The organism is Pseudomonas fluorescens (assembly GCF_018614655.1).
Classification (GTDB): Bacteria; Pseudomonadota; Gammaproteobacteria; order Pseudomonadales; family Pseudomonadaceae; genus Aquipseudomonas; species Aquipseudomonas fluorescens_BX.
Genome location: NZ_JAGGOG010000004.1, coordinates 112,079 through 132,674, shown reverse-complemented (window position 1 = coordinate 132,674; position 20,596 = coordinate 112,079). Strand labels below are relative to the sequence as shown.

The window sequence follows — 20,596 nt, the reverse complement described above, 5'->3', positions numbered from 1 at the left end:
TTCCTTAAGTTGGCTGGGCTGCAGCGGTGCGTGAGTTGCGGCGTTGGCGGCGAACCATCTCGCCCGCCAGGGCCAGGTAGGCAATGGCACCACGGGATGACTTGTCGTACGCCAGCGCGGGCATGCCATAGCTTGGCGCTTCGGCCAGACGAATGTTGCGTGGAATCACGGTGTCGTACAACTGCTCACCAAAGTGTTCCTTGAGCTGCGCCGACACATCGTTCATCAGGCTCAATCGCGGGTCATACATGGTCCGCAACAAGCCTTCGACTTTGAGGTTCGGGTTGAGCAGTTCAGCGATGCGCTTGATGTTATCCACAAGGTCGCTCAAGCCTTCCAGGGCGAAGTACTCGCACTGCATGGGGATAATCACCCCATCGGCGGCGACCAATGCGTTGAGCGTAAGCATCGACAGCGACGGTGGGCAGTCGATCAAAATGTAATCGTAATTATCGCGGATCGGCGCCAAGGCGCTACGCAGACGGCTTTCTTTCATCTGCATTTCCAGCAGCACCACTTCCGCCGCAGTCAAATCGCGGTTGGCCGGCAGCAGTTGATAACCGCCGTGCTCGGAATAGTGCATGGCCTGGGCCAGGTCACACTCGCCAATCAGCAAGTCATAGACCGAGTTTTCCAGGCCGTGTTTATCCACACCGCTACCCATGGTGGCGTTGCCCTGTGGATCGAGGTCGATCAACAGCACCCGACGCTTGGTAGCGACCAGCGATGCTGCGAGGTTGATGCAGGTGGTGGTTTTGCCCACTCCACCTTTCTGGTTCGCTATCGCGAATACCTTAGCCATTCTTGCTTGTGTTCCCAATCATGCCGTGCGGCGCAGTATCAGCAGATGGCGTTGGCCTTGGCAACCGGGTACGGCCAAGGCGTGTTCGCTATCGAGGTGGAAGTCTGCCGGCAATGCTAACAGCTCGTCGCTTGGATGAACGCCCTTCATTGCCAGCCAACGCGTATCACGGTCGCCAAGATGGCGGGTCCAGTTGCTGAAGTTCTCCATGCTGCTGAACGCCCGGGACACAATTCCGTTGAAAGGCTGTTCAGGCGTGAAGGCTTCGACGCGGCTGTGGATAACTTGCAGGTTGTCCAGCTTGAGTTCGAGTTTAACCTGAGTCAGGAAGCGGGTTTTCTTGCCGTTACTGTCCAGGCAGGTCACTTGCGACTCGGGAAACAGGATCGCCAACGGGATGCCCGGCATGCCGCCGCCGCTGCCAACATCGAGCCAGCGGCCATTTTCGATAAACGGCATGACGCTAAGGCTGTCGAGCAAATGCCGGGAAACCATTTCATCTGGATCCCGCACCGCCGTTAGGTTGTAAGCCTTGTTCCATTTGATCAACAGGGCCAGATAGCCCAGCAGCAATTCGTGCTGGGCCTCGGTCAGGTTGACGCCAAGTTGGCGAGCACCTGTGGATAACTCTTCGGCGTGTTGCAAGGTGACCAACGAACTCAAGCGCTTTGCTCCAACTGACGGCCCGCGCCGCGTTTTTTCAAATGAATCATCAACAGCGAAATGGCTGCCGGGGTGACGCCCGGGATACGCGACGCTTGGCCCAGAGTTTCCGGCCGAGTTATCCCCAGCTTGCTTTGGATCTCTTTGGAGAGACCCGAGATGTTCGTGTAATCGATATCCACAGGCAGCTTGGTATCTTCACTGGCTCGCAGACGAACGATCTCGTCTTGCTGGCGATCGATGTAGCCCGCGTACTTGGTCTTGATTTCGACCTGCTCGGCGACCTGTGGATCTTCTGCACCGCCGCCCGTTACCGAGATCAGACCAGCGTAGTCGATTTCCGGACGGGACAGCAGGTTCAGCAGGTTGTACTCGTGAGTCAGCGGCGTACCGAATTTTTCAGCAATGGCATCGCCCTGCTCGGTGCCCGGGCGAACCCAGGTACTTTTCAGGCGCTGCTCTTCCAGATCAATGCTTTCGCGTTTTTTGCAGAAGGCGGCCCAACGCGCGTCATCCACCAAGCCTAGTTCGCGACCTTTTTCGGTCAAGCGCAGGTCGGCGTTGTCTTCACGCAGAATCAGGCGGTATTCGGCCCGGGAAGTAAACATCCGGTACGGTTCCTGGGTTCCCAGGGTAATCAGATCGTCGACCAACACGCCGATGTACGCTTCATCGCGACGCGGGCACCAGCTGTCTTTGCCTTGTGCACGCAATGCTGCGTTGGCTCCGGCCAGCAAACCTTGGGCGCCGGCCTCTTCGTAACCGGTAGTGCCATTGATTTGCCCGGCAAAAAACAAACCGCCGATGACTTTGGTTTCCAGGCTGTACTTCAGGTCACGCGGATCGAAATAGTCGTATTCGATGGCATAGCCAGGCCGCACGATATGAGCGTTTTCCATACCGCGAATCGACTGCACGATCTGGATTTGCACGTCGAACGGCAGGGAAGTGGAAATTCCGTTCGGATAAAGCTCGTGAGTGGTCAGGCCTTCTGGCTCGATGAAGACCTGATGGCTTTCCTTGTCGGCAAAGCGGTGGATCTTGTCTTCGATCGATGGGCAATAGCGCGGACCAATGCCTTCGATCACCCCGGAATACATGGGCGAGCGGTCAAGGTTCGCGGCAATGATTTCGTGGGTTCGGGCGTTGGTGTGGGTAATCCAACAACTGACCTGCTTGGGATGCTGTTCCTTGGAGCCCATGAACGACATCACCGGAATCGGCGTATCACCGGCCTGCTCGGTCATCACCGAAAAATCCACAGAACGGCCATCGATGCGCGGTGGTGTGCCGGTTTTCAGGCGGCCCACCCGCAGTGGCAGTTCTCGAAGGCGATGAGCCAGGGCGATTGACGGTGGATCACCGGCACGACCACCGGAATAGTTCTGCATACCGATGTGGATAAGTCCACCGAGGAAGGTACCGGTGGTCAACACCACGGATTCTGCGAAGAAACGCAGGCCCATTTGGGTGACAACACCGCGTACCTGATCCTGCTCGACGATCAGGTCATCGGCGGCTTGTTGAAATATCCACAGGTTCGGCTGGTTTTCCAGGGTTTCGCGGACAGCGGCCTTGTACAGGATCCGGTCGGCTTGAGCCCGGGTGGCTCGCACGGCCGGGCCTTTGCGGCTGTTCAATACGCGAAATTGAATACCACCCTTATCGGTGGCCATGGCCATCGCGCCGCCCAGGGCATCGATTTCCTTGACCAGATGGCTTTTGCCAATCCCACCAATGGCGGGGTTACAGCTCATGGCACCGAGGGTTTCCACGTTATGCGTCAGCAACAGGGTTTTTGCCCCCATGCGTGCTGAGGCCAGTGCTGCCTCGGTACCGGCATGACCGCCGCCGATGACGATCACTTCAAAACGGGAAGGGAAATCCACCACGCACCTCGTGCCTGCTTTCTGTAGGTAATTAGGAATAGGCGTTCGAGCTTGGGTTTTCGAACGCGTTGGCAAGTATAGGGACTTCGCCCTTCCTAAAGAACCCTTTGCACAAAATTTAACCAGCTGTGGATGAATCACAGACAATAGAAATTAAAAGAGAGAAATTTATTAAATCTTTGTTTTTATGTTTATTTCTATTGAGCCACATTTCTGTGGATAGAATCCTACAGGCTATATTTTACGCTGTGTACAGAGATTCAAAAGTCTGTGGTTAGGTACCAAGGAGGCCCTTGGATAAGTGGTTTAAGCCTGTGGATTAAACAGGTGGTTATCCACAGATGGAGTTTTACTCAGTTTTCAAGCCCTGTTATCAACTGGGCACAAGGGCGGTTATTCACAGGGCTTAATCCACAGAAAATCGCCGGCCACCGTAAATAGCGCCCACAAAAAAGCCGCCGCTACCGATAGCGTTTATCAAAAGTTGGAGTTGAGTACCCTGAAACGGGCAAAACAGACAGGCACGAATGGCCTGTCTGTGAGTAACGTAGGACTATTTACTTACCGATACAGAAGCTGGAAAAGATCCTGCCCAGCAGATCATCGGAGCTGAATGCGCCAGTAATTTCCCCCAGCAGCTGTTGAGCCTGACGCAAATCCTCGGCAAGCAGCTCTCCTGCTCCAGCCAACGTAAGCTGCGCCCGTCCATGCTCAAGGGCAGTGCTGGCATGTCGCAGGGCCTCCAGGTGCCGGCGGCGAGCACTGAAGCTGCTTTCCGACGTCTGTTCGTAGCCCATGCACGCTTTGAGGTGCTCGCGCAGCAGTTCCAGACCATTGCCTGCCGACTTAGCACTGAGGCTGATGGTCACGTGGCCATCCTCACTGACTTCCAGGGCAATTGGCTCTCCCGTGAGGTCTGCCTTGTTTCGAATCAGGGTAACTTTGGCCGGATCCGGCCGCTGCTCGAGGAATTCCGGCCATAGGGCAAAAGGATCCACAGCCTCCGGAGCGGTGGCATCCACCACCAACAACACCCGGTCGGCTTCGCCAATGGCCTTGAGCGCTCGTTCCACACCGATTTTTTCCACCTGGTCATCGGTATCGCGCAGCCCTGCGGTATCCACGACGTGCAGTGGCATGCCGTCGATGTGGATATGTTCGCGCAAGATGTCCCGCGTGGTACCGGCGATCTCTGTAACGATGGCTGCCTCACGTCCGGCCAGGGCATTGAGCAGGCTGGATTTACCGGCATTTGGCCGACCGGCAATCACTACGGTCATCCCGTCACGCAGCAATGCACCTTGCCCGGCTTCGCGAAGAACGGTGGATAACTCGTCACGGACCTTATCGAGCATGGCCAACACATGGCCATCGGCGAGGAAGTCGATTTCCTCTTCCGGAAAATCAATGGCCGCCTCGACGTAGATCCGCAAGCTGATCAACTGCTCGGTGAGGTTATGCACACGTAGGGAAAACGCGCCCTGCAACGAGCGCAACGCATTGCGGGCAGCTTGTGCAGAACTGGCCTCGATCAGGTCTGCGATCGCTTCAGCCTGAGCCAGGTCAAGCTTGTCATTGAGAAACGCGCGTTCGCTGAATTCACCCGGTCGGGCCAGGCGGCAACCCAGTTGCAGGCAGCGCTGCAGGAGCATGTCCAGGACAATCGGGCCGCCATGGCCTTGCAGCTCCAGCACATCTTCACCGGTAAAGGAGTTGGGTCCTGGGAAATACAGGGCAATACCTTCGTCCAGGACTTCTTCGTTACCGCCCAGAAACGGGCCGTAATGGGCGTACCTTGGTTTCAGCTCACGGCCACTGATGGCCTGTGCCGCCACGCGGGCGAGCGGCCCGGAAATACGGACGATACCGACACCACCACGACCTTGAGCGGTGGCAACGGCGGCGATGGTTTCACGAGGAGCGCTCATCAACGGGTACCCAGACAAAAGTGACGGAAAGCAAAACGCCCCACTAGGGGGCGTCTTGAGTGGTTATCCACAGAGTAAGTTACGCCTCGGCTTTTTTGGTAGCCGCTTCGATCTTACGTGTGATGTACCACTGTTGAGAGATCGACAACACGTTGTTGACCACCCAGTACAGAACCAGACCAGCCGGGAACCACAGGAAGAAGAAGGTGAAGATGATTGGCATCATTTTCATTACCTTGGCCTGCATCGGATCCGGAGGTGTAGGGTTCAGGCGCTGCTGGATAAACATGGTCGCGCCCATGATGATCGGCAGGATAAAGAACGGGTCCTTGATCGACAGGTCAGTTATCCACAGCATGAACGGGGCCTGGCGCATTTCCACGCTTTCCAGGAGTACCCAGTACAGCGACAGGAATACCGGCATCTGTACCAGAATCGGCAAGCATCCACCCAACGGGTTGATCTTCTCTTTCTTGTACAGCTCCATCATGGCTTGCGACATTTTCTGCCGGTCATCGCCATGTTGTTCTTTCAGCGCGGCCAGTTTAGGGGCCACGGCACGCATACGCGCCATCGACTTGTAGCTGGCAGCCGACAGTGGGAAGAAGATCCCCTTGATCAGCATGGTCAGGAAGATGATCGACCAGCCCCAGTTACCGACGATGCTGTGGATATGTTGCAGCAGCCAGAAAATCGGTTGGGCAATGAACCACAGGAAGCCGTAATCCACAGTCAATTCCAGACCTGGGGACAACTCTTTGAGCACAGCCTGGCTTTTCGGACCGGCATACAGGGTAGCGCTGGTTTCTGCCTTGGCACCTGGTGCGACGGTCAATACCGGGCCAGTGAAACCAATGATGTAGTTACCTTGGCTGTCTTTGCGGGTTTGAACCAGGTTGGCATCACCCTTGGCCGGAATCCATGCGGTCACGAAGTAGTGTTGCAACCAGGCAACCCAACCACCTTGAACGGTTTCTTTCAGCGAGCCCTTGTCGATATCTTTCATCGACACTTTTTTGTACGGCTCGCTACTTGTCCACAGGGCAGCGCCCAGGTAAGTAGCGGTGCCAGTAGCGGTGCTGGAAGATGGATCAGAGCTGGCGTCACGCTTGAGTTGGGCAAACAGGTTGCCCGTCCATGGCTTGGCGCTTTCGTTGTCGATCAGATAAGTGACTTTCAGATCGTACAAGCCGCGGGTAAAGCTGAAGCGTTTGATGTAGTTGACGCCGTCGTGACTGAATTTCAGGTCGACGTTCAATTGGTTCTGGCCATCAGCCAGTTGATAAGTCTTTTGTTCGGTCGAATAAATCGGACGACCGGTAGCACGAGCATCCGGACCGTCAGTGCCAGTCAGGCCACTTTGAGCCAGATAAGTACGTTCACCACCGTTATCGAACAGTTGGAACGGAACATCTGGATGGTCTTGGCGACGTGGATACAGCGGCAGCTTCAGCTGGGCAATATCACCACCTTGTGGGTCGATAGCCAAGTCGAGCACATCCGTTTTGACGTGGATGAGGTCTTTATTGGTAACGACTGGAGTTTCCAGAGGTGCGCTGGTGTTGGTATTCGCGCTGGGTACATCGGCACTGGCGGCAGCATTGTTACCCAACGGGGCGTCCGGAATAGCCGGTGCAGCCTGATTGGTAGCAACATTCTGAGTCGGCAGGGCAGCCTGGCCATAGTCCTGGTTCCACTTAAGAACCATGACGTAGGACACGATTGCCAGGGCGACGATCAGGATCGTGCGTTTAATATCCATGATTACTCGGCCATCGAAGAAGAACGGGAGGTAGGGATAGGTGGAACCGGGTCATAACCACCGGGATTCCACGGATGACAGCGACCTAAACGACGAAAGGCCAGCCAGCCACCGCGCAGAAGGCCATGATTTTCTATGGCTTCCAACGCGTAGCAGGAACAACTGGGGTAGAAACGACAGTGGTTTGCCATCAGGGGACTAATGGCATAGCGATAAAACTGGATCGGAACGAGGGCCAGTTTACGCATCAGTACTGTCTACCCCTACAGTTTCGGTGCCGACTGCTGGTGCTGGCTTGTTGGTACGAGCCAAACGTTTCCAGAGCTTGCCGAAATGCTGAATCAATTCGGGGTTTTCTACATCCCCCAAGCCTTTGCGCGCGACGATAACAATATCCCAACCAACCAGAGTGTCCTGGTGGAGGCGAAACGATTCGCGCATCAGACGCTTGAGGCGATTGCGCTCAACGGAGAGCTTTACGCTCTTCTTGCCAATCACCAACCCAAGACGGGGGTGATCAAGATCGTTGTTACGCGCAAGGAGCAGGAGATTTTTCCCCGGAACCTTGCCGGTGGGGGAGTCAAAGACTGCCTTGAAATGCCGGGGGGTTAGCAGACGCTTTTCCCGACTGAAGTCCTGACTCACCACCAGTGCCGGATTATCAAACTGCCAGACGCGCACGACCTTTGGCGCGACGACGCGACAGGACGGCACGACCGTTCTTGGTGGCCATGCGGGCACGGAAGCCGTGGGTACGGGCGCGTTTGATAGTGCTGGGTTGGAAAGTACGTTTCATGGCGTGTTACCTGGTTCGTCCACAACGGGCCGGAATGGCCCCCGTTTTAAGAGACCGGCGATTCTAGAGAAAGCAAGCCTCTAGGTCAATTTCCAACCAGCTTTTCCTTCAATTAGGTATCTGGGACGTTTTCAACCCGTCGGGCTTTCATGAGCAATGCCATAGATATAAAAATAAAGAAGGAAGTTATTTAAAGCTTTTCTGTAAAGCTTATAAAAGCTAGGGAGGCCATCTCCTGTGGATAACTGCCTTCAGACCATGTTCTACGTGATGTACAGAGAATGACAACACAGGGGAGAAACGGTGCTCTGCCTGTGCTGCGCTATCGGATAAGCTGTGTGTGGAATGGCTAGTTATCCACAGGCCAGTTACCCACAGACTTTCACCCCCACTTGTACAACGAGCTTAGGGTGGCTTATCCACAGAGCTTATGCACAGACCATTTGTCGCCTTTTTTACGGTTAAGGCATTGATTCTTGGTGGCCTGTGAGCAACCTACATGTGGATAAGTGGGCGGCTGGCCGCTACAATGGCGGCTGTTTTTGCCTCACCGGCTTTCAACTTAGGGGATATCCGTGTCAGTGGAACTTTGGCAGCAGTGCGTGGAGCTTTTGCGCGATGAGCTGCCTGCCCAGCAATTCAACACCTGGATCCGTCCGCTACAGGTCGAAGCCGAAGGCGACGAGTTGCGTGTCTACGCACCCAATCGCTTTGTTCTCGACTGGGTCAACGAGAAGTACCTGAGCCGCGTTCTCGAATTGCTCGATGAACATGGCAACGGGCTTTCCCCAGTGCTTTCCTTATTAATAGGTAGCAAGCGCAGTTCCGCACCTCGTGCTGCACCGAACGCGCCGCTGGCGGCTGCTGCATCGCAAGCCCAGGCTGCGGCGGCACCGGTCAACAACACGCCGGTCGCGCCTGCTGCTGCGGCCCGTTCCAAATCATCGGCGCAGAAAAACGCGCCGATGAACGAAGAGCCATCCCGTGACAGTTTCGATCCGATGGCAGGTGCCAGCTCACAGCAGGCCCCGATTCGGGCCGAACAGCGCACTGTGCAGGTCGAAGGTGCGCTCAAGCACACCAGCTACCTGAACCGTACGTTCACATTCGAGAACTTTGTCGAAGGTAAATCCAACCAGTTGGCCCGTGCGGCTGCCTGGCAGGTCGCCGACAATCCCAAGCATGGCTACAATCCGCTGTTCCTTTATGGTGGCGTTGGCTTGGGTAAGACTCACTTGATGCACGCTGTGGGTAACCATCTATTAAAGAAGAACCCGAATGCCAAGGTTGTGTACCTGCACTCGGAGCGCTTCGTGGCTGACATGGTCAAGGCCTTGCAGCTCAATGCAATCAACGAGTTCAAACGGTTCTACCGTTCCGTTGACGCACTGTTGATCGATGACATTCAATTCTTCGCCCGCAAGGAACGTTCCCAGGAAGAGTTTTTCCACACGTTCAACGCCTTGCTTGAAGGTGGCCAGCAGGTCATCTTGACCAGTGACCGCTATCCAAAGGAAATCGAAGGCCTGGAAGAGCGCTTGAAATCGCGCTTTGGCTGGGGCCTGACCGTTGCGGTAGAGCCGCCGGAGCTGGAAACCCGGGTCGCGATCCTGATGAAAAAGGCCGATCAGGCAAAAGTCGATCTGCCCCACGACGCGGCATTCTTCATCGCCCAGCGCATTCGCTCCAACGTGCGTGAATTGGAAGGCGCGCTCAAGCGGGTCATCGCTCACTCGCACTTCATGGGGCGCGATATCACCATTGAGCTGATTCGCGAATCCCTGAAGGATCTGTTGGCGCTACAGGACAAACTGGTCAGTGTGGATAACATTCAACGCACGGTGGCCGAGTACTACAAGATCAAGATTTCCGACCTGCTGTCCAAGCGCCGTTCGCGCTCGGTAGCACGTCCTCGTCAGGTGGCCATGGCGCTCTCCAAGGAGCTGACCAACCACAGCCTGCCGGAAATCGGTGATGTGTTTGGCGGTCGCGACCACACTACGGTCTTGCATGCGTGCCGCAAGATCAACGAACTTAAGGAATCCGACGCGGATATTCGCGAGGACTACAAGAACCTGCTGCGTACACTGACTACTTGATGAACACCAGCGCAGCTTATTAAGGCAAGGGACTAGACCATGCATTTCACCATTCAACGCGAAGCCCTGTTGAAACCCCTGCAACTGGTCGCAGGTGTCGTCGAGCGCCGACAGACCTTGCCGGTGCTTTCCAACGTATTGCTGGTTGTCGAAGGCCAGCAACTGTCGCTGACCGGTACTGACCTGGAGGTCGAACTGGTTGGTCGTGTCCAACTGGAAGAGCCCGCCGAACCTGGCGAGATCACCGTGCCGGCGCGCAAGCTGATGGATATCTGCAAAAGCCTGCCCAACGATGCACTGATCGACATCAAGGTTGACGAGCAGAAGTTGGTGGTCAAGGCGGGTCGCAGCCGTTTCACACTGTCCACCTTGCCGGCCAACGATTTCCCGACCGTGGAAGAAGGTCCGGGTTCGTTGACCTGCAGCCTGGAGCAAAGCCGACTGCGTCGCTTGATCGAGCGCACCAGCTTCGCCATGGCCCAGCAGGACGTGCGTTACTACCTCAACGGTATGTTGCTGGAAGTATCGGAAGGCATCATCCGCGCCGTAGCCACCGACGGTCACCGTCTGGCCATGTGCTCGATGAAGGCCGATATTGGTCAACCGGATCGTCACCAGGTCATCGTGCCGCGCAAAGGTATCCTCGAACTGGCACGTCTGCTCACCGAGCCGGACGGCAATGTCAGCATTGTCTTGGGTCAGCACCACATCCGTGCGACCACCGGGGAGTTCACCTTCACCTCCAAGCTGGTAGATGGCAAGTTCCCGGACTACGAGCGTGTGCTGCCTAAAGGTGGCGACAAGCTGGTGATCGGTGATCGTCAGGCCCTGCGTGAAGCCTTCAGCCGTACCGCGATTCTGTCCAACGAAAAGTACCGAGGTATTCGTCTGCAACTGGCCAATGGTCAGCTGAAAATCCAGGCCAACAACCCGGAGCAGGAAGAAGCGGAAGAAGAAGTGGGCGTCGACTACAACGGCGGCAACCTGGAAATCGGCTTCAACGTCAGCTACTTGCTGGACGTGCTGGGTGTGATGACCACCGAACAGGTTCGCCTGATTCTGTCCGACTCCAACAGCAGCGCTCTGGTTCAAGAGTCCGACAACGATGACTCGGCTTACGTTGTCATGCCGATGCGCCTGTAATCATGTTCAGCAGAAGCTAGATGTCCCTTAGTCGTGTCTCGGTCACCGCGGTGCGCAATTTGCACCCGGTGACCTTCTCCCCCTCTCCTCGCATCAATATCCTCCATGGCGCCAACGGCAGTGGTAAAACCAGCGTGCTGGAAGCCATCCACTTGCTGGGCCTTGCCCGTTCCTTTCGCAGTGCCCGTTTATTGCCGGTGATTCAATACGAGCAATTGGCGTGCACGGTATTTGGCCAGGTCGAATTGGCCGAAGGTGGGCATAGCAGTCTGGGGATATCTCGTGATCGCCAAGGAGAGTTTCAGATTCGTATTGATGGGCAGAACGCTCGCAGTGCGGCGCAGTTGGCGGAGATTCTGCCATTGCAACTGATCAACCCCGACAGCTTTCGGCTGTTGGAAGGTGCACCGAAAATCCGCAGGCAATTCCTCGATTGGGGAGTGTTCCACGTGGAACCGCGCTTCATGGCCACTTGGCAGCGCCTGCAGAAGGCCCTGCGGCAGCGGAACTCATGGCTGCGGCATGGTACACTTGACGCCGCTTCACAAGCTGCCTGGGACCGGGAACTGTGCCTGGCCAGCGCTGAAATAGATGAATACCGCCGCGCCTATATCAAAGCCTTGAAACCAGTCTTTGAGCAGACCTTGAGCGAGTTGTTGGAGCTCGAAGGTTTAACGCTGAGCTATTACCGCGGTTGGGACAAAGAGCGAGAGCTGAGTACAGTGCTCGCGACGTCCTTGCAACGGGATCAGCAAATTGGCCACACCCAGGCCGGACCACAGCGGGCTGATTTGCGCCTTAGATTAGGTGCACATAATGCCGCAGATATCTTGTCTCGCGGTCAGCAGAAGCTGGTGGTGTGTGCGCTGCGTATCGCCCAAGGGCATCTGGTTAGCCAGGCCCGGCGAGGTCAGTGTATTTATCTGGTGGATGACTTGCCGTCCGAATTGGATGAGCAGCACCGCCGCGCGCTTTGCCGCTTGTTGGAAGACTTACGCTGCCAGGTGTTTATCACCTGTGTAGACCACGAATTATTGAGGGAAGGCTGGCAGACGGAAACGCCAGTCGCTTTGTTCCACGTGGAACAAGGCCGTATCACCCAGACCCACGACCATCGGGAGTGAAGGCATGAGCGAAGAAAATACGTACGACTCGACCAGCATTAAAGTGCTTAAAGGTTTGGATGCCGTACGCAAACGTCCCGGTATGTACATCGGCGATACCGATGATGGCAGCGGTCTGCACCACATGGTGTTCGAGGTGGTCGATAACTCGATCGACGAAGCTTTGGCCGGTCACTGTGACGACATCAGTATCATCATCCACCCGGACGAGTCCATCACCGTGCGCGACAACGGGCGCGGCATTCCGGTAGATGTGCATAAAGAAGAAGGCGTTTCGGCGGCAGAGGTCATCATGACCGTGCTCCACGCCGGCGGTAAGTTCGACGATAACTCCTATAAAGTATCCGGCGGTTTGCACGGTGTAGGTGTTTCCGTGGTGAACGCCCTCTCCGAACTGCTGGTGCTGACCGTGCGTCGTAGCGGTAAGATCTGGGAGCAGACTTACGTTCACGGCGTTCCGCAAGAACCGATGAAAATCGTCGGCGAGAGCGAAACCACCGGTACCCAGATTCATTTCCGTCCTTCTGACGAAACCTTCAAGAACATCCACTTCAGCTGGGACATTCTGGCCAAGCGGATTCGTGAGCTGTCGTTCCTTAACTCCGGTGTTGGTATCGTCCTCAAGGATGAGCGCAGCGGCAAGGAAGAGCTGTTCAAGTATGAAGGTGGCCTGCGGGCGTTCGTTGAATACCTGAACACCAACAAGACTGCGGTCAACCAGGTGTTCCACTTCAATGTCCAGCGTGAAGACGGCATCGGCGTGGAAATCGCCCTGCAGTGGAATGACAGCTTCAACGAGAACCTGTTGTGCTTCACCAACAACATTCCACAGCGTGACGGCGGTACTCACCTGGTGGGTTTCCGTTCCGCGCTGACGCGTAACCTGAATACTTACATCGAAGCAGAAGGTCTGGCGAAGAAGCATAAAGTCGCCACCACTGGTGATGACGCTCGTGAAGGTCTGACTGCGATCATCTCGGTCAAGGTTCCTGATCCGAAGTTCAGCTCACAAACCAAAGACAAACTGGTGTCTTCGGAAGTGAAGACCGCAGTAGAACAGGAGATGGGCAAATACTTCTCCGACTTCCTGCTGGAAAACCCGAACGAAGCCAAGCTGGTTGTCGGCAAGATGATCGATGCCGCACGCGCTCGTGAAGCGGCGCGTAAAGCCCGTGAGATGACCCGTCGTAAAGGCGCGTTGGACATCGCGGGCCTGCCGGGCAAACTGGCGGACTGCCAGGAGAAGGACCCTGCCCTCTCCGAACTGTACCTGGTGGAAGGTGACTCTGCTGGCGGCTCCGCCAAGCAGGGTCGTAATCGTCGCACCCAGGCCATCCTGCCGTTGAAGGGTAAGATCCTCAACGTCGAGAAGGCACGTTTTGACAAGATGATCTCCTCGCAGGAAGTCGGCACCTTGATCACGGCCTTGGGCTGTGGCATTGGCCGTGACGAGTACAACATCGACAAGCTGCGTTACCACAACATCATCATCATGACCGATGCTGACGTCGACGGTTCGCACATCCGTACCCTGTTGCTGACGTTCTTCTTCCGTCAGTTGCCGGAGCTGATCGAACGTGGCTACATCTACATCGCTCAGCCACCGTTGTACAAAGTGAAAAAGGGCAAGCAAGAGCAATACATCAAAGACGACGACGCCATGGAAGAGTACATGACGCAGTCGGCCCTGGAAGATGCCAGCCTGCACTTGAACGATGAGGCCCCTGGGATCTCCGGTGAGGCGCTGGAGCGTTTGGTAAACGACTTCCGCATGGTGATGAAGACTCTCAAGCGTTTGTCGCGCCTGTACCCTCAGGAGCTGACCGAGCACTTCATCTACCTGCCAGCCGTCAGTCTGGAACAGTTGGGCGATCATGCACACATGCAGGATTGGCTGGCCCAGTACGAAGTTCGCTTGCGTACAGTGGAGAAATCCGGTCTGGTCTACAAAGCCAGCCTGCGTGAAGACCGTGAACGTAACGTCTGGCTGCCAGAGGTCGAACTGATCTCCCACGGCCTGTCTAACTACGTCACCTTTAACCGCGATTTCTTCGGCAGCAACGATTACAAGACCGTTGTGACCCTCGGCGCGCAACTGAGTACCCTGCTGGACGACGGTGCTTATATTCAGCGTGGCGAACGCAAGAAAGCGGTCAAGGAGTTCAAGGAAGCGCTGGATTGGTTGATGGCCGAAAGCACCAAACGTCACACCATTCAGCGATACAAAGGTCTGGGCGAAATGAACCCGGATCAGCTGTGGGAAACCACCATGGACCCAGCCCAGCGCCGTATGCTGCGGGTGACCATCGAAGACGCCATTGGTGCGGATCAAATCTTCAACACCCTGATGGGTGATGCGGTTGAGCCTCGTCGTGACTTCATCGAGAGCAACGCCCTGGCTGTTTCCAACCTGGACTTCTGATCGGGTTCTCAGCCGGTAAAACTAAAAAGGCCAACGCTTAGCGTTGGCCTTTTTTATTGGACGAGAATTGAGGTTTTTAGAAATGCTCCACGTGGAACATCAAAAAACGTCTCAGTTGTCAGTGGTCGTCACACTCTCCAACCGATACCCATATCCATAGATCGTCAGCAACTGCCAACCCCTATCCGCGGTAAGCCCCAGTTTGTTGCGCAGACGATAGATATGCGTATCCAGCGGGCGTGAGGACACCATCTCTTCATGGGTCCAGAACCGTTCATAGAGGTACTCCCGGGATAGCGGACGCGCCAGGTTAGCAAACAGGCAGCGAGCCAAGCGGTACTCGCGCTCGGTCAGGCTGATGGGCTTGCCGGCCCGAGTGACGGTCAGCTCGGCGTCATCGAATGTCAGGTCATTGAAGGTGAGTACTTCGCCAGCGGCAGACTTCTGCAAGCCGTGGCGTCGCAGGACAGCTGTCACGCGAGCCTTGAGCTCGTTGGGGCGAAAGGGCTTGCTGACGTAATCATCCGCGCCGCTGTTCAGCGCCTGAACGATATCGCTCTCGGCATCTCGGCTGGTGAGCATGATGGCAGCGGGTGGTACCTCCATGTGCTCACGCGTCCAGCGCAACAGCGCCAGACCGCTTAAATCAGGGAGTTGCCAATCCAGGATCAACAGGTCGAACGTTTCACGGCGCAGTTGGCGCAGTAGGTCTTCACCGCTCTCAAAGCAATGCAGCGTCCATGGCTGTTCCGAGGCGGTGGGGATTTGTCGCAGTGTCTGTTCCACCCGCCGTAATTCTGCAGGTTCGTCATCCAGTATTGCGACACGCATGGGAGGGGTCCTTTCTTCTTGAAGAGTGCGGCTAGTTGTCGGCCTGTTTCGATAAGGGCTGTATGCGTAAATTCTAGCTGTTGAATCTGAACAATTATCGCCAAATTCTCAAGCCCCCTGGATCTATAGGTACGCTGATATCAAATGGCCGTTAAGCCGTTGGAAATCATCAATACCCAGCTGGGAAGATACCGGCTCGAGACCGTCAGGAAAAGGATCAATGGCAATCAGGCTTTATGCTGTGTCGGGACGAGCGATCGTTATGGAGCGGGTCAATGTGTGGGGGCGGATGGTTTTGTTGGTGATTGCGGCGGGTCTGGGGACCGAAACGGTAGGAGCCTCCAGCCCGGCAGTGGCGCCTACCCCGTTTGACCAGCGGCAGACATTAAGTGAACCAGGCGATGGAATGGGCTTCGCGAGCTCGTCCTTCCAGCGAGCCAGCGTGACTCAGGAGAACCAGCGCTGGGTCTTCTAGTGGTGTTGAATCTGAACAAATGTTGCAGATTCCCCTGATGCACCTCTGCTGTAGGTAAATTCTCTCCCGCTGAGTGACACACATATTGGAGCGCGGGAGGCGCTCCGACACAGGATGTGTCAACCACAGTCCGAGGTCCGCCACGAACTGTTGTCGGAGGGATGAGAAGGACCGTGCTTCTTCGATGTATATCCGGACCAGGACACAAGGCCGGATTCGACACAGGGACGTGTCATCCTCTGCAGTGGATCCCACGCCCCGAACATTACGGCTATCGAGTGCGATGCATCATCGGGTATCGTAGGCGGTATTCAAGGTCTTCCCTGCTGCAAGACGCTTTCTGAAAGTGCTTTCTGATGACCCATTAGAACTAGAATCTTGATGAGCGCCATGACCTTCTTTTCCTGCCGATACCGCCACCTCTTTTCCACACTGTTGGGCTCAGGCCTGATCGTTACGCTGGGCGCAGCCAGTCTGCCCGCCATTGCGCGCCCCGCTCTTCCTCGCGCGCCCTACATTGATGACAATCTGCTATGTCGTGCGCAGCCGTTGCCGGCCGTCGTCCAGCATCTGACGGGCGAAGCCTGGAAACTGGATGACAAAGGTGTGCCGAGCGTTCTGATGGAAGGCATGGTCATTGATGAGCAGGAGAGCGTAAAAACCTCTCCTTCGGCGTTTGTCAGCCTGTTGCTGGGAGATGGTTCGCGAATCGTGCTGCCTTCCAACTCCCAGGTCCGCTTGCACCTGGTAGAGGAACAGGCGGTCCCTCAGGTCATTCTTGAGCAGGGCCAGGTCGAAGCCTATGTGATCAAGCGTGCCAGCGATTATGACCGTTTCCAGATCGTGACCCCGGTGGGCGTATTGGGTGTACGCGGTACGCACTTCCGGGTTCGCAACGATGGCGAACAATCGGTGGTCGAAGTGCTCAACGGGCAGGTGGCGGTCAATCGTGACCAGACGCCGCCCACCACTAAGTCCGTTAAAAAGAAACCGGTGATCGGTCCGGTGGCGGGCGAAGTGAAGGTCGGGGCTCGCCAAGGGTTGGTGTTCAAGAAACAAGGGGAGCTCAAGCCAGTGGAGCTGCTGGACCCTCCTACCCTTGTGGGCCAGGATGGTCAGAAGGGTGACGCGCCAGTCTGGACCCTGTTCCTGCGACCGCTGCCGGGCGCTCAACGTTATCGGGCCCAGGTCGCTACCGATAAGGAGTTCATGAACATCAAGCAGGAAAACTTCTCCAGTAAGCCGCAAATGAGCTTCACTGGGCTGAAAGCGTCGTTCTATCACGTGCGCTTGTCTGCTTATGATGAACAGGGGTTGGAGGGAGCCACCGGGGTCTACGACATCTTCTACTACCCGCCCGCGACGGGTGTACCGCAGACCTCCGGCGGTTGACCGGTGAGGCTGTGGCGCAGGGCTGAGAAGCGCCAGCCGACCCAGGCTCAGCGGCTGTTCAACGGCCTGGTGCGTGAGTGGCTGTGGATTAGTCTTCTGTTGTTGCCCATGACAGCATTCCTGTCCCTCAGCCCGGGACTTGCCCTCAATAACCTGCTGTATGACAGCCTCCGCCGCTTCAGCCCCTTATCGGTTGATCCACGCATTCTGCTGGTGACCATTGATGACCGCAGCCTTAAACAGCTGGGTCAGTGGCCGTGGTCGCGGCGCGTACACGCCGACCTCATTGATCGCCTGAGTGCTGCCAAACCCGCAGGCATTCTGTTTGATGTGATTTTCAGCGAGCCGGCCCGTGAGCCCGCCAACGATCAACGTTTGGCCGAAGCTATCTGCAACGCCGGTAATGTATTACTGCCACTGATTCGTGAAGGGATGCCCCGCTACGGCCAGCCTGTAGCGCAGATCCAACCCGTGTTGCCGCTGCGTGATTGTGCCCGGGGTGTTGGCCATATCAATGTGGAAGCCGACAGCGATGGGATTGTTCGCAGCCTCTATTTGCGTGAAGGTCCACCCGGCCAAATGACGCCACAATTGGCGTGGCTGGCGTTCGAACTGGCTGGACAGGACACCTCGATGCCGGGCTTGTCCGAGCCATCGGAGCGTGCCGATTGGCAGCGGGAGAATGCCATTCGGATTCCCTTCATTGATGCCAGTGCCGGCTTTGCCAGCGTCCCCTATGTCAGCGTGTTGCGCGGAGAGGTTCCGCCTGAGATTTTGCGCGATCGTCTGATTCTGGTGGGTGCCACTGCGCCCGGTATGGGCGACCGCTATGTCACGCCGCTGTCAGCCAGCGTGGGCACCACTGCTGGCGTCGAGATTCAGGCCAACATCCTCAACGGCCTTCTGCAAGAGCGCAGCATCGTAGTGTTGCCCGGTTGGCTGGCAGCGTTGATGGCCACCGCCATGGTGGCCCTGCTGCTGGGTTTGCTGCTGTTCCGCCCTCGCTACGCACTGTGGCTGACCTTGGGCTGCATGAGCGTCACCCTCCTCAGTTCCTGGGGCTTGTTGCGCTTGGGTGGCTGGTGGTCGCCTGCAGCGTGTCTGATCGGCTTGCTGCTGGCCTACCTGATCTGGAACTGGCGCCGCCTGAGCGTGATCCTGGCGTATTTCGGCTGGGAACTGGCCCGCCTGGACAACGAACCCAAGGTGCTGCCGGAACGCCGTCGTGCGCCCGCCAGCAAGGGCGATGTGTTGCAAGGGCGGATCTTTGCCCTGGAACAAGCCGTCAGCCGTACCCGCGATACCCGTCGCTTCATGGCCGATGGTTTGGAGTGCTTGCCGGTGGCCACGTTGATCACCGACCCGGTGGGGAACATCCTGCTGGCCAACCGGATTGCCCGAGACGTGTTTGGTAATGAGTTGATTGCCGAAAACCTGCTCGGACAACTGGCTGAATTGGGGTATCCGCCGCTGCAGGATGGCCTTCGTCCTTCGTTGTCGACATTGGAACTCGTCGAGTTTCGTGACACCCAACAACGCAGCCTCCGCCTGGACCTGGCCCCCTTGCGGCAGGCAGACGGTGATGTGGCCCTGGGCTGGCTGCTGAGCATGACGGACTTGAGTATCGAGCGTGATGCCCAGCAGCAACGGGAAACCCTGTTGCGCTTTCTGTCCCATGACCTGCGCGCACCCCACTCGGCGATCTTGGCCTTGCTGGATGTCCAGCGCCACGAATCCCCAGGCGCCGCGCCAGTATTTGCCCAGATCGAACAGCAGGTACGACGGGCGCTGAGCCTTACTGAATCATTTGTCCAACTGGCCAAGGCTGAATCCGATGGCTATCAGTTCCAGCCCAGTCTGTTCGCCATGCTCGTGCTCGACGCGTTTGATCAAGTGGCGCTAATTGCCCAACTCAAGGGTATCCACTTGGTTCACGACCTGGATGAGGCCGGTGAAGAAATGGTCTCGGCGGATCAATCGCTGCTGACTCGTGCTCTGTTCAACGTGCTGGAGAACGCGGTCAAATACAGCCCGCCCGGGACCACGGTAACGTTGAGCCTAAGGTGTGCTGGCGAGTGGCTGACATGTCGAATCAGCGATCAGGGCCCTGGTATTGCCCCGGAGGACTTGCCTGTCTTGTTTGGTCAGTACCGGCGCTTTGCGTCGTCCCAAGGCAGCGAAGGCTTGGGGTTGGGGTTGACCATGGTCAAGGCGGTAGTGGACCGCCATGGCGGACGTGTCGAGTGTGAGAGTGAGGTAGGGAAAGGCACCACATTCAGCCTGCAATTGCCGTTGTGGACCGAGTGAGTTGGCACGCTTTTTACCTGTGCATAAAAAACCGGCTGCGAGAGCCGGTTTTTTTATGCGTAAAAAACTTATGCACCTTTTTCGTTGTTTTATGAGCTTGAGAAATATGTAATTAAATCAGAAAGTTATGAGATAAAAACGCCAATTCGCCAACAAGCCGTACACAGGTTATCCACAGAAATTCAAATTGCCGCCGAATCAATTTCAACAGGCAGCGGAGGCAATGAACCCATGGCCCGTTGTTGGGCCTCATTCCATGCTGCAGCGCGGTCATTGAGCGCCGCAATGGCTCTCGGCCCTTCGCCTTCGGCATACATCGGTTCGCCGATCACTACGGTGATGGTGCCCGCACGTTTGGCCCAACCACTCTTCGGCCAGAACTTGCCGGCGTTGTGGGCAATCGGCAGCACGGGCAGATTGGCATTGACTGCCAGCGCTGTACCACCGCGCGAGAACTTGCCAACGGTGCCATACGGTACACGCGTACCTTCCGGGAAGATCAGTACCCACACCCCGTCCTTGAGCAGCTCATCACCTTTCTTTGCCACATGCTTGAGCGCTGCCTTGGGGTTGTCGCGGTCGATGGCGATCGGTCGCAACATGGCCATGGCCCAGCCGAAGAACGGCACGTACAGCAACTCACGCTTGAGCACCTGGCTCAGCGGTGAGAAGTAGGCAGACAGGAAGAAGGTTTCCCAGGTGCTTTGGTGGTTGGACAGAATTACGCAAGGCTGGTCCGGGACGTTTTCGGCGCCCTTGATCTCGAAACGAATATTCAGGAACACCTTGGTCAGCCACAACGCGCAGCGGCACCAAAAGACATTAATGAAACGATAGCGTGCCTTGAACGGCAAAAAAGGCGCGATAAAAAAGCTCAGGGTGCACCAGAGAAACGAACTGGTGCCCAACAGCAGGTAAAAGAAGAAGGTTCTGATGGCCTGCAAAATCGACATGGCGGCATTT

The 20,596-nt window shown here is 56.4% G+C and carries 16 protein-coding genes; 6 read left to right on the top strand and 10 right to left on the bottom strand.

Annotation, left to right across the window (positions count from 1 at the left end; genetic code table 11):
* Window positions 1-4 precede the first annotated feature (4 nt).
* The 8 genes from J7E41_RS05505 to rpmH form a co-directional block, all read right to left on the bottom strand.
* Window positions 5-802 carry a ParA family protein gene (locus J7E41_RS05505; RefSeq protein ID WP_214990708.1) on the bottom strand — a complete coding sequence of 266 codons (798 nt, stop codon included), beginning with the start codon at window positions 800-802 and terminating at the stop codon, window positions 5-7.
* Between the two features lie 18 nt (window positions 803-820).
* Window positions 821-1,465 carry a 16S rRNA (guanine(527)-N(7))-methyltransferase RsmG gene (gene rsmG, locus J7E41_RS05500; protein WP_214990706.1) on the bottom strand — a complete coding sequence of 215 codons (645 nt, stop codon included), beginning with the start codon at window positions 1,463-1,465 and terminating at the stop codon, window positions 821-823.
* The gene (mnmG, locus tag J7E41_RS05495; protein WP_214990705.1) at window positions 1,462-3,354 is read right to left on the bottom strand and encodes a tRNA uridine-5-carboxymethylaminomethyl(34) synthesis enzyme MnmG; all 1,893 of its coding nucleotides are present in this window, start codon (window positions 3,352-3,354) and stop codon (window positions 1,462-1,464) included. Before mnmG ends, rsmG begins: the two co-directional genes overlap by 4 nt.
* A 557-nt stretch (window positions 3,355-3,911) precedes the next feature.
* Window positions 3,912-5,282, bottom strand: a complete 1,371-nt coding sequence (mnmE, locus tag J7E41_RS05490) for a tRNA uridine-5-carboxymethylaminomethyl(34) synthesis GTPase MnmE (RefSeq protein ID WP_214990703.1) — start codon at window positions 5,280-5,282, stop codon at window positions 3,912-3,914.
* A 79-nt stretch (window positions 5,283-5,361) separates the two neighbouring features.
* The gene (gene yidC / locus J7E41_RS05485; protein ID WP_214990701.1) at window positions 5,362-7,044 is read right to left on the bottom strand and encodes a membrane protein insertase YidC; all 1,683 of its coding nucleotides are present in this window, start codon (window positions 7,042-7,044) and stop codon (window positions 5,362-5,364) included.
* Between the two features lie 2 nt (window positions 7,045-7,046).
* Complete coding sequence (gene yidD / locus J7E41_RS05480) at window positions 7,047-7,292, bottom strand: membrane protein insertion efficiency factor YidD (RefSeq protein WP_077430980.1); 246 nt, start codon at window positions 7,290-7,292, stop codon at window positions 7,047-7,049.
* Window positions 7,285-7,692 (bottom strand): ribonuclease P protein component, encoded by a 408-nt coding sequence (gene rnpA / locus J7E41_RS05475; RefSeq protein WP_377663161.1) that lies wholly within the window; start codon window positions 7,690-7,692, stop codon window positions 7,285-7,287. The genes yidD and rnpA overlap by 8 nt, the downstream gene beginning before the upstream one ends.
* A gap of 13 nt (window positions 7,693-7,705) precedes the next feature.
* Window positions 7,706-7,840, bottom strand: a complete 135-nt coding sequence (gene rpmH / locus J7E41_RS05470) for a 50S ribosomal protein L34 (protein ID WP_003213577.1) — start codon at window positions 7,838-7,840, stop codon at window positions 7,706-7,708.
* Between the two features lie 575 nt (window positions 7,841-8,415).
* On the opposite strand from rpmH, the gene dnaA reads away from it, so the two are divergent.
* Genes dnaA through gyrB form a run of 4 tightly spaced genes read left to right on the top strand, consistent with a single transcriptional unit; the run spans window position 8,416 to window position 14,628 of the window.
* Entirely contained in the window at window positions 8,416-9,939 is a 1,524-nt protein-coding gene (dnaA, locus tag J7E41_RS05465; RefSeq protein WP_214990699.1) for a chromosomal replication initiator protein DnaA, read from the top strand.
* Between the two features lie 39 nt (window positions 9,940-9,978).
* A complete protein-coding gene (gene dnaN, locus J7E41_RS05460; RefSeq protein WP_003213582.1) occupies window positions 9,979-11,082 on the top strand; it encodes a DNA polymerase III subunit beta in 1,104 nt (367 codons plus the stop codon).
* 20 nt (window positions 11,083-11,102) lie between these two features.
* On the top strand, window positions 11,103-12,206 hold the full coding sequence (gene recF / locus J7E41_RS05455) for a DNA replication/repair protein RecF (RefSeq protein ID WP_214990697.1): 1,104 nt from the start codon (window positions 11,103-11,105) through the stop codon (window positions 12,204-12,206).
* Between the two features lie 4 nt (window positions 12,207-12,210).
* Window positions 12,211-14,628, top strand: coding sequence for a DNA topoisomerase (ATP-hydrolyzing) subunit B (gene gyrB, locus J7E41_RS05450; RefSeq protein ID WP_155582314.1), 2,418 nt, complete (start codon window positions 12,211-12,213; stop codon window positions 14,626-14,628).
* 111 nt (window positions 14,629-14,739) lie between these two features.
* Here the strand turns inward: gyrB and J7E41_RS05445 are convergent, their stop codons facing one another.
* Entirely contained in the window at window positions 14,740-15,459 is a 720-nt protein-coding gene (locus tag J7E41_RS05445) for a response regulator transcription factor (protein ID WP_169357156.1), read from the bottom strand.
* Window positions 15,460-16,324: 865 nt separating this feature from the next.
* Here J7E41_RS05445 and J7E41_RS05440 point away from each other — a divergent pair.
* Window positions 16,325-17,326 (top strand): FecR family protein, encoded by a 1,002-nt coding sequence (locus J7E41_RS05440; protein WP_214991368.1) that lies wholly within the window; start codon window positions 16,325-16,327, stop codon window positions 17,324-17,326.
* A gap of 3 nt (window positions 17,327-17,329) precedes the next feature.
* Window positions 17,330-19,633 (top strand): CHASE2 domain-containing protein, encoded by a 2,304-nt coding sequence (locus J7E41_RS05435; RefSeq protein WP_214990695.1) that lies wholly within the window; start codon window positions 17,330-17,332, stop codon window positions 19,631-19,633.
* A 182-nt stretch (window positions 19,634-19,815) separates the two neighbouring features.
* Here J7E41_RS05435 and J7E41_RS05430 read toward each other — a convergent pair whose 3' ends face one another.
* Entirely contained in the window at window positions 19,816-20,586 is a 771-nt protein-coding gene (locus J7E41_RS05430) for a lysophospholipid acyltransferase family protein (protein ID WP_214990693.1), read from the bottom strand.
* Window positions 20,587-20,596: the final 10 nt, after the last annotated feature.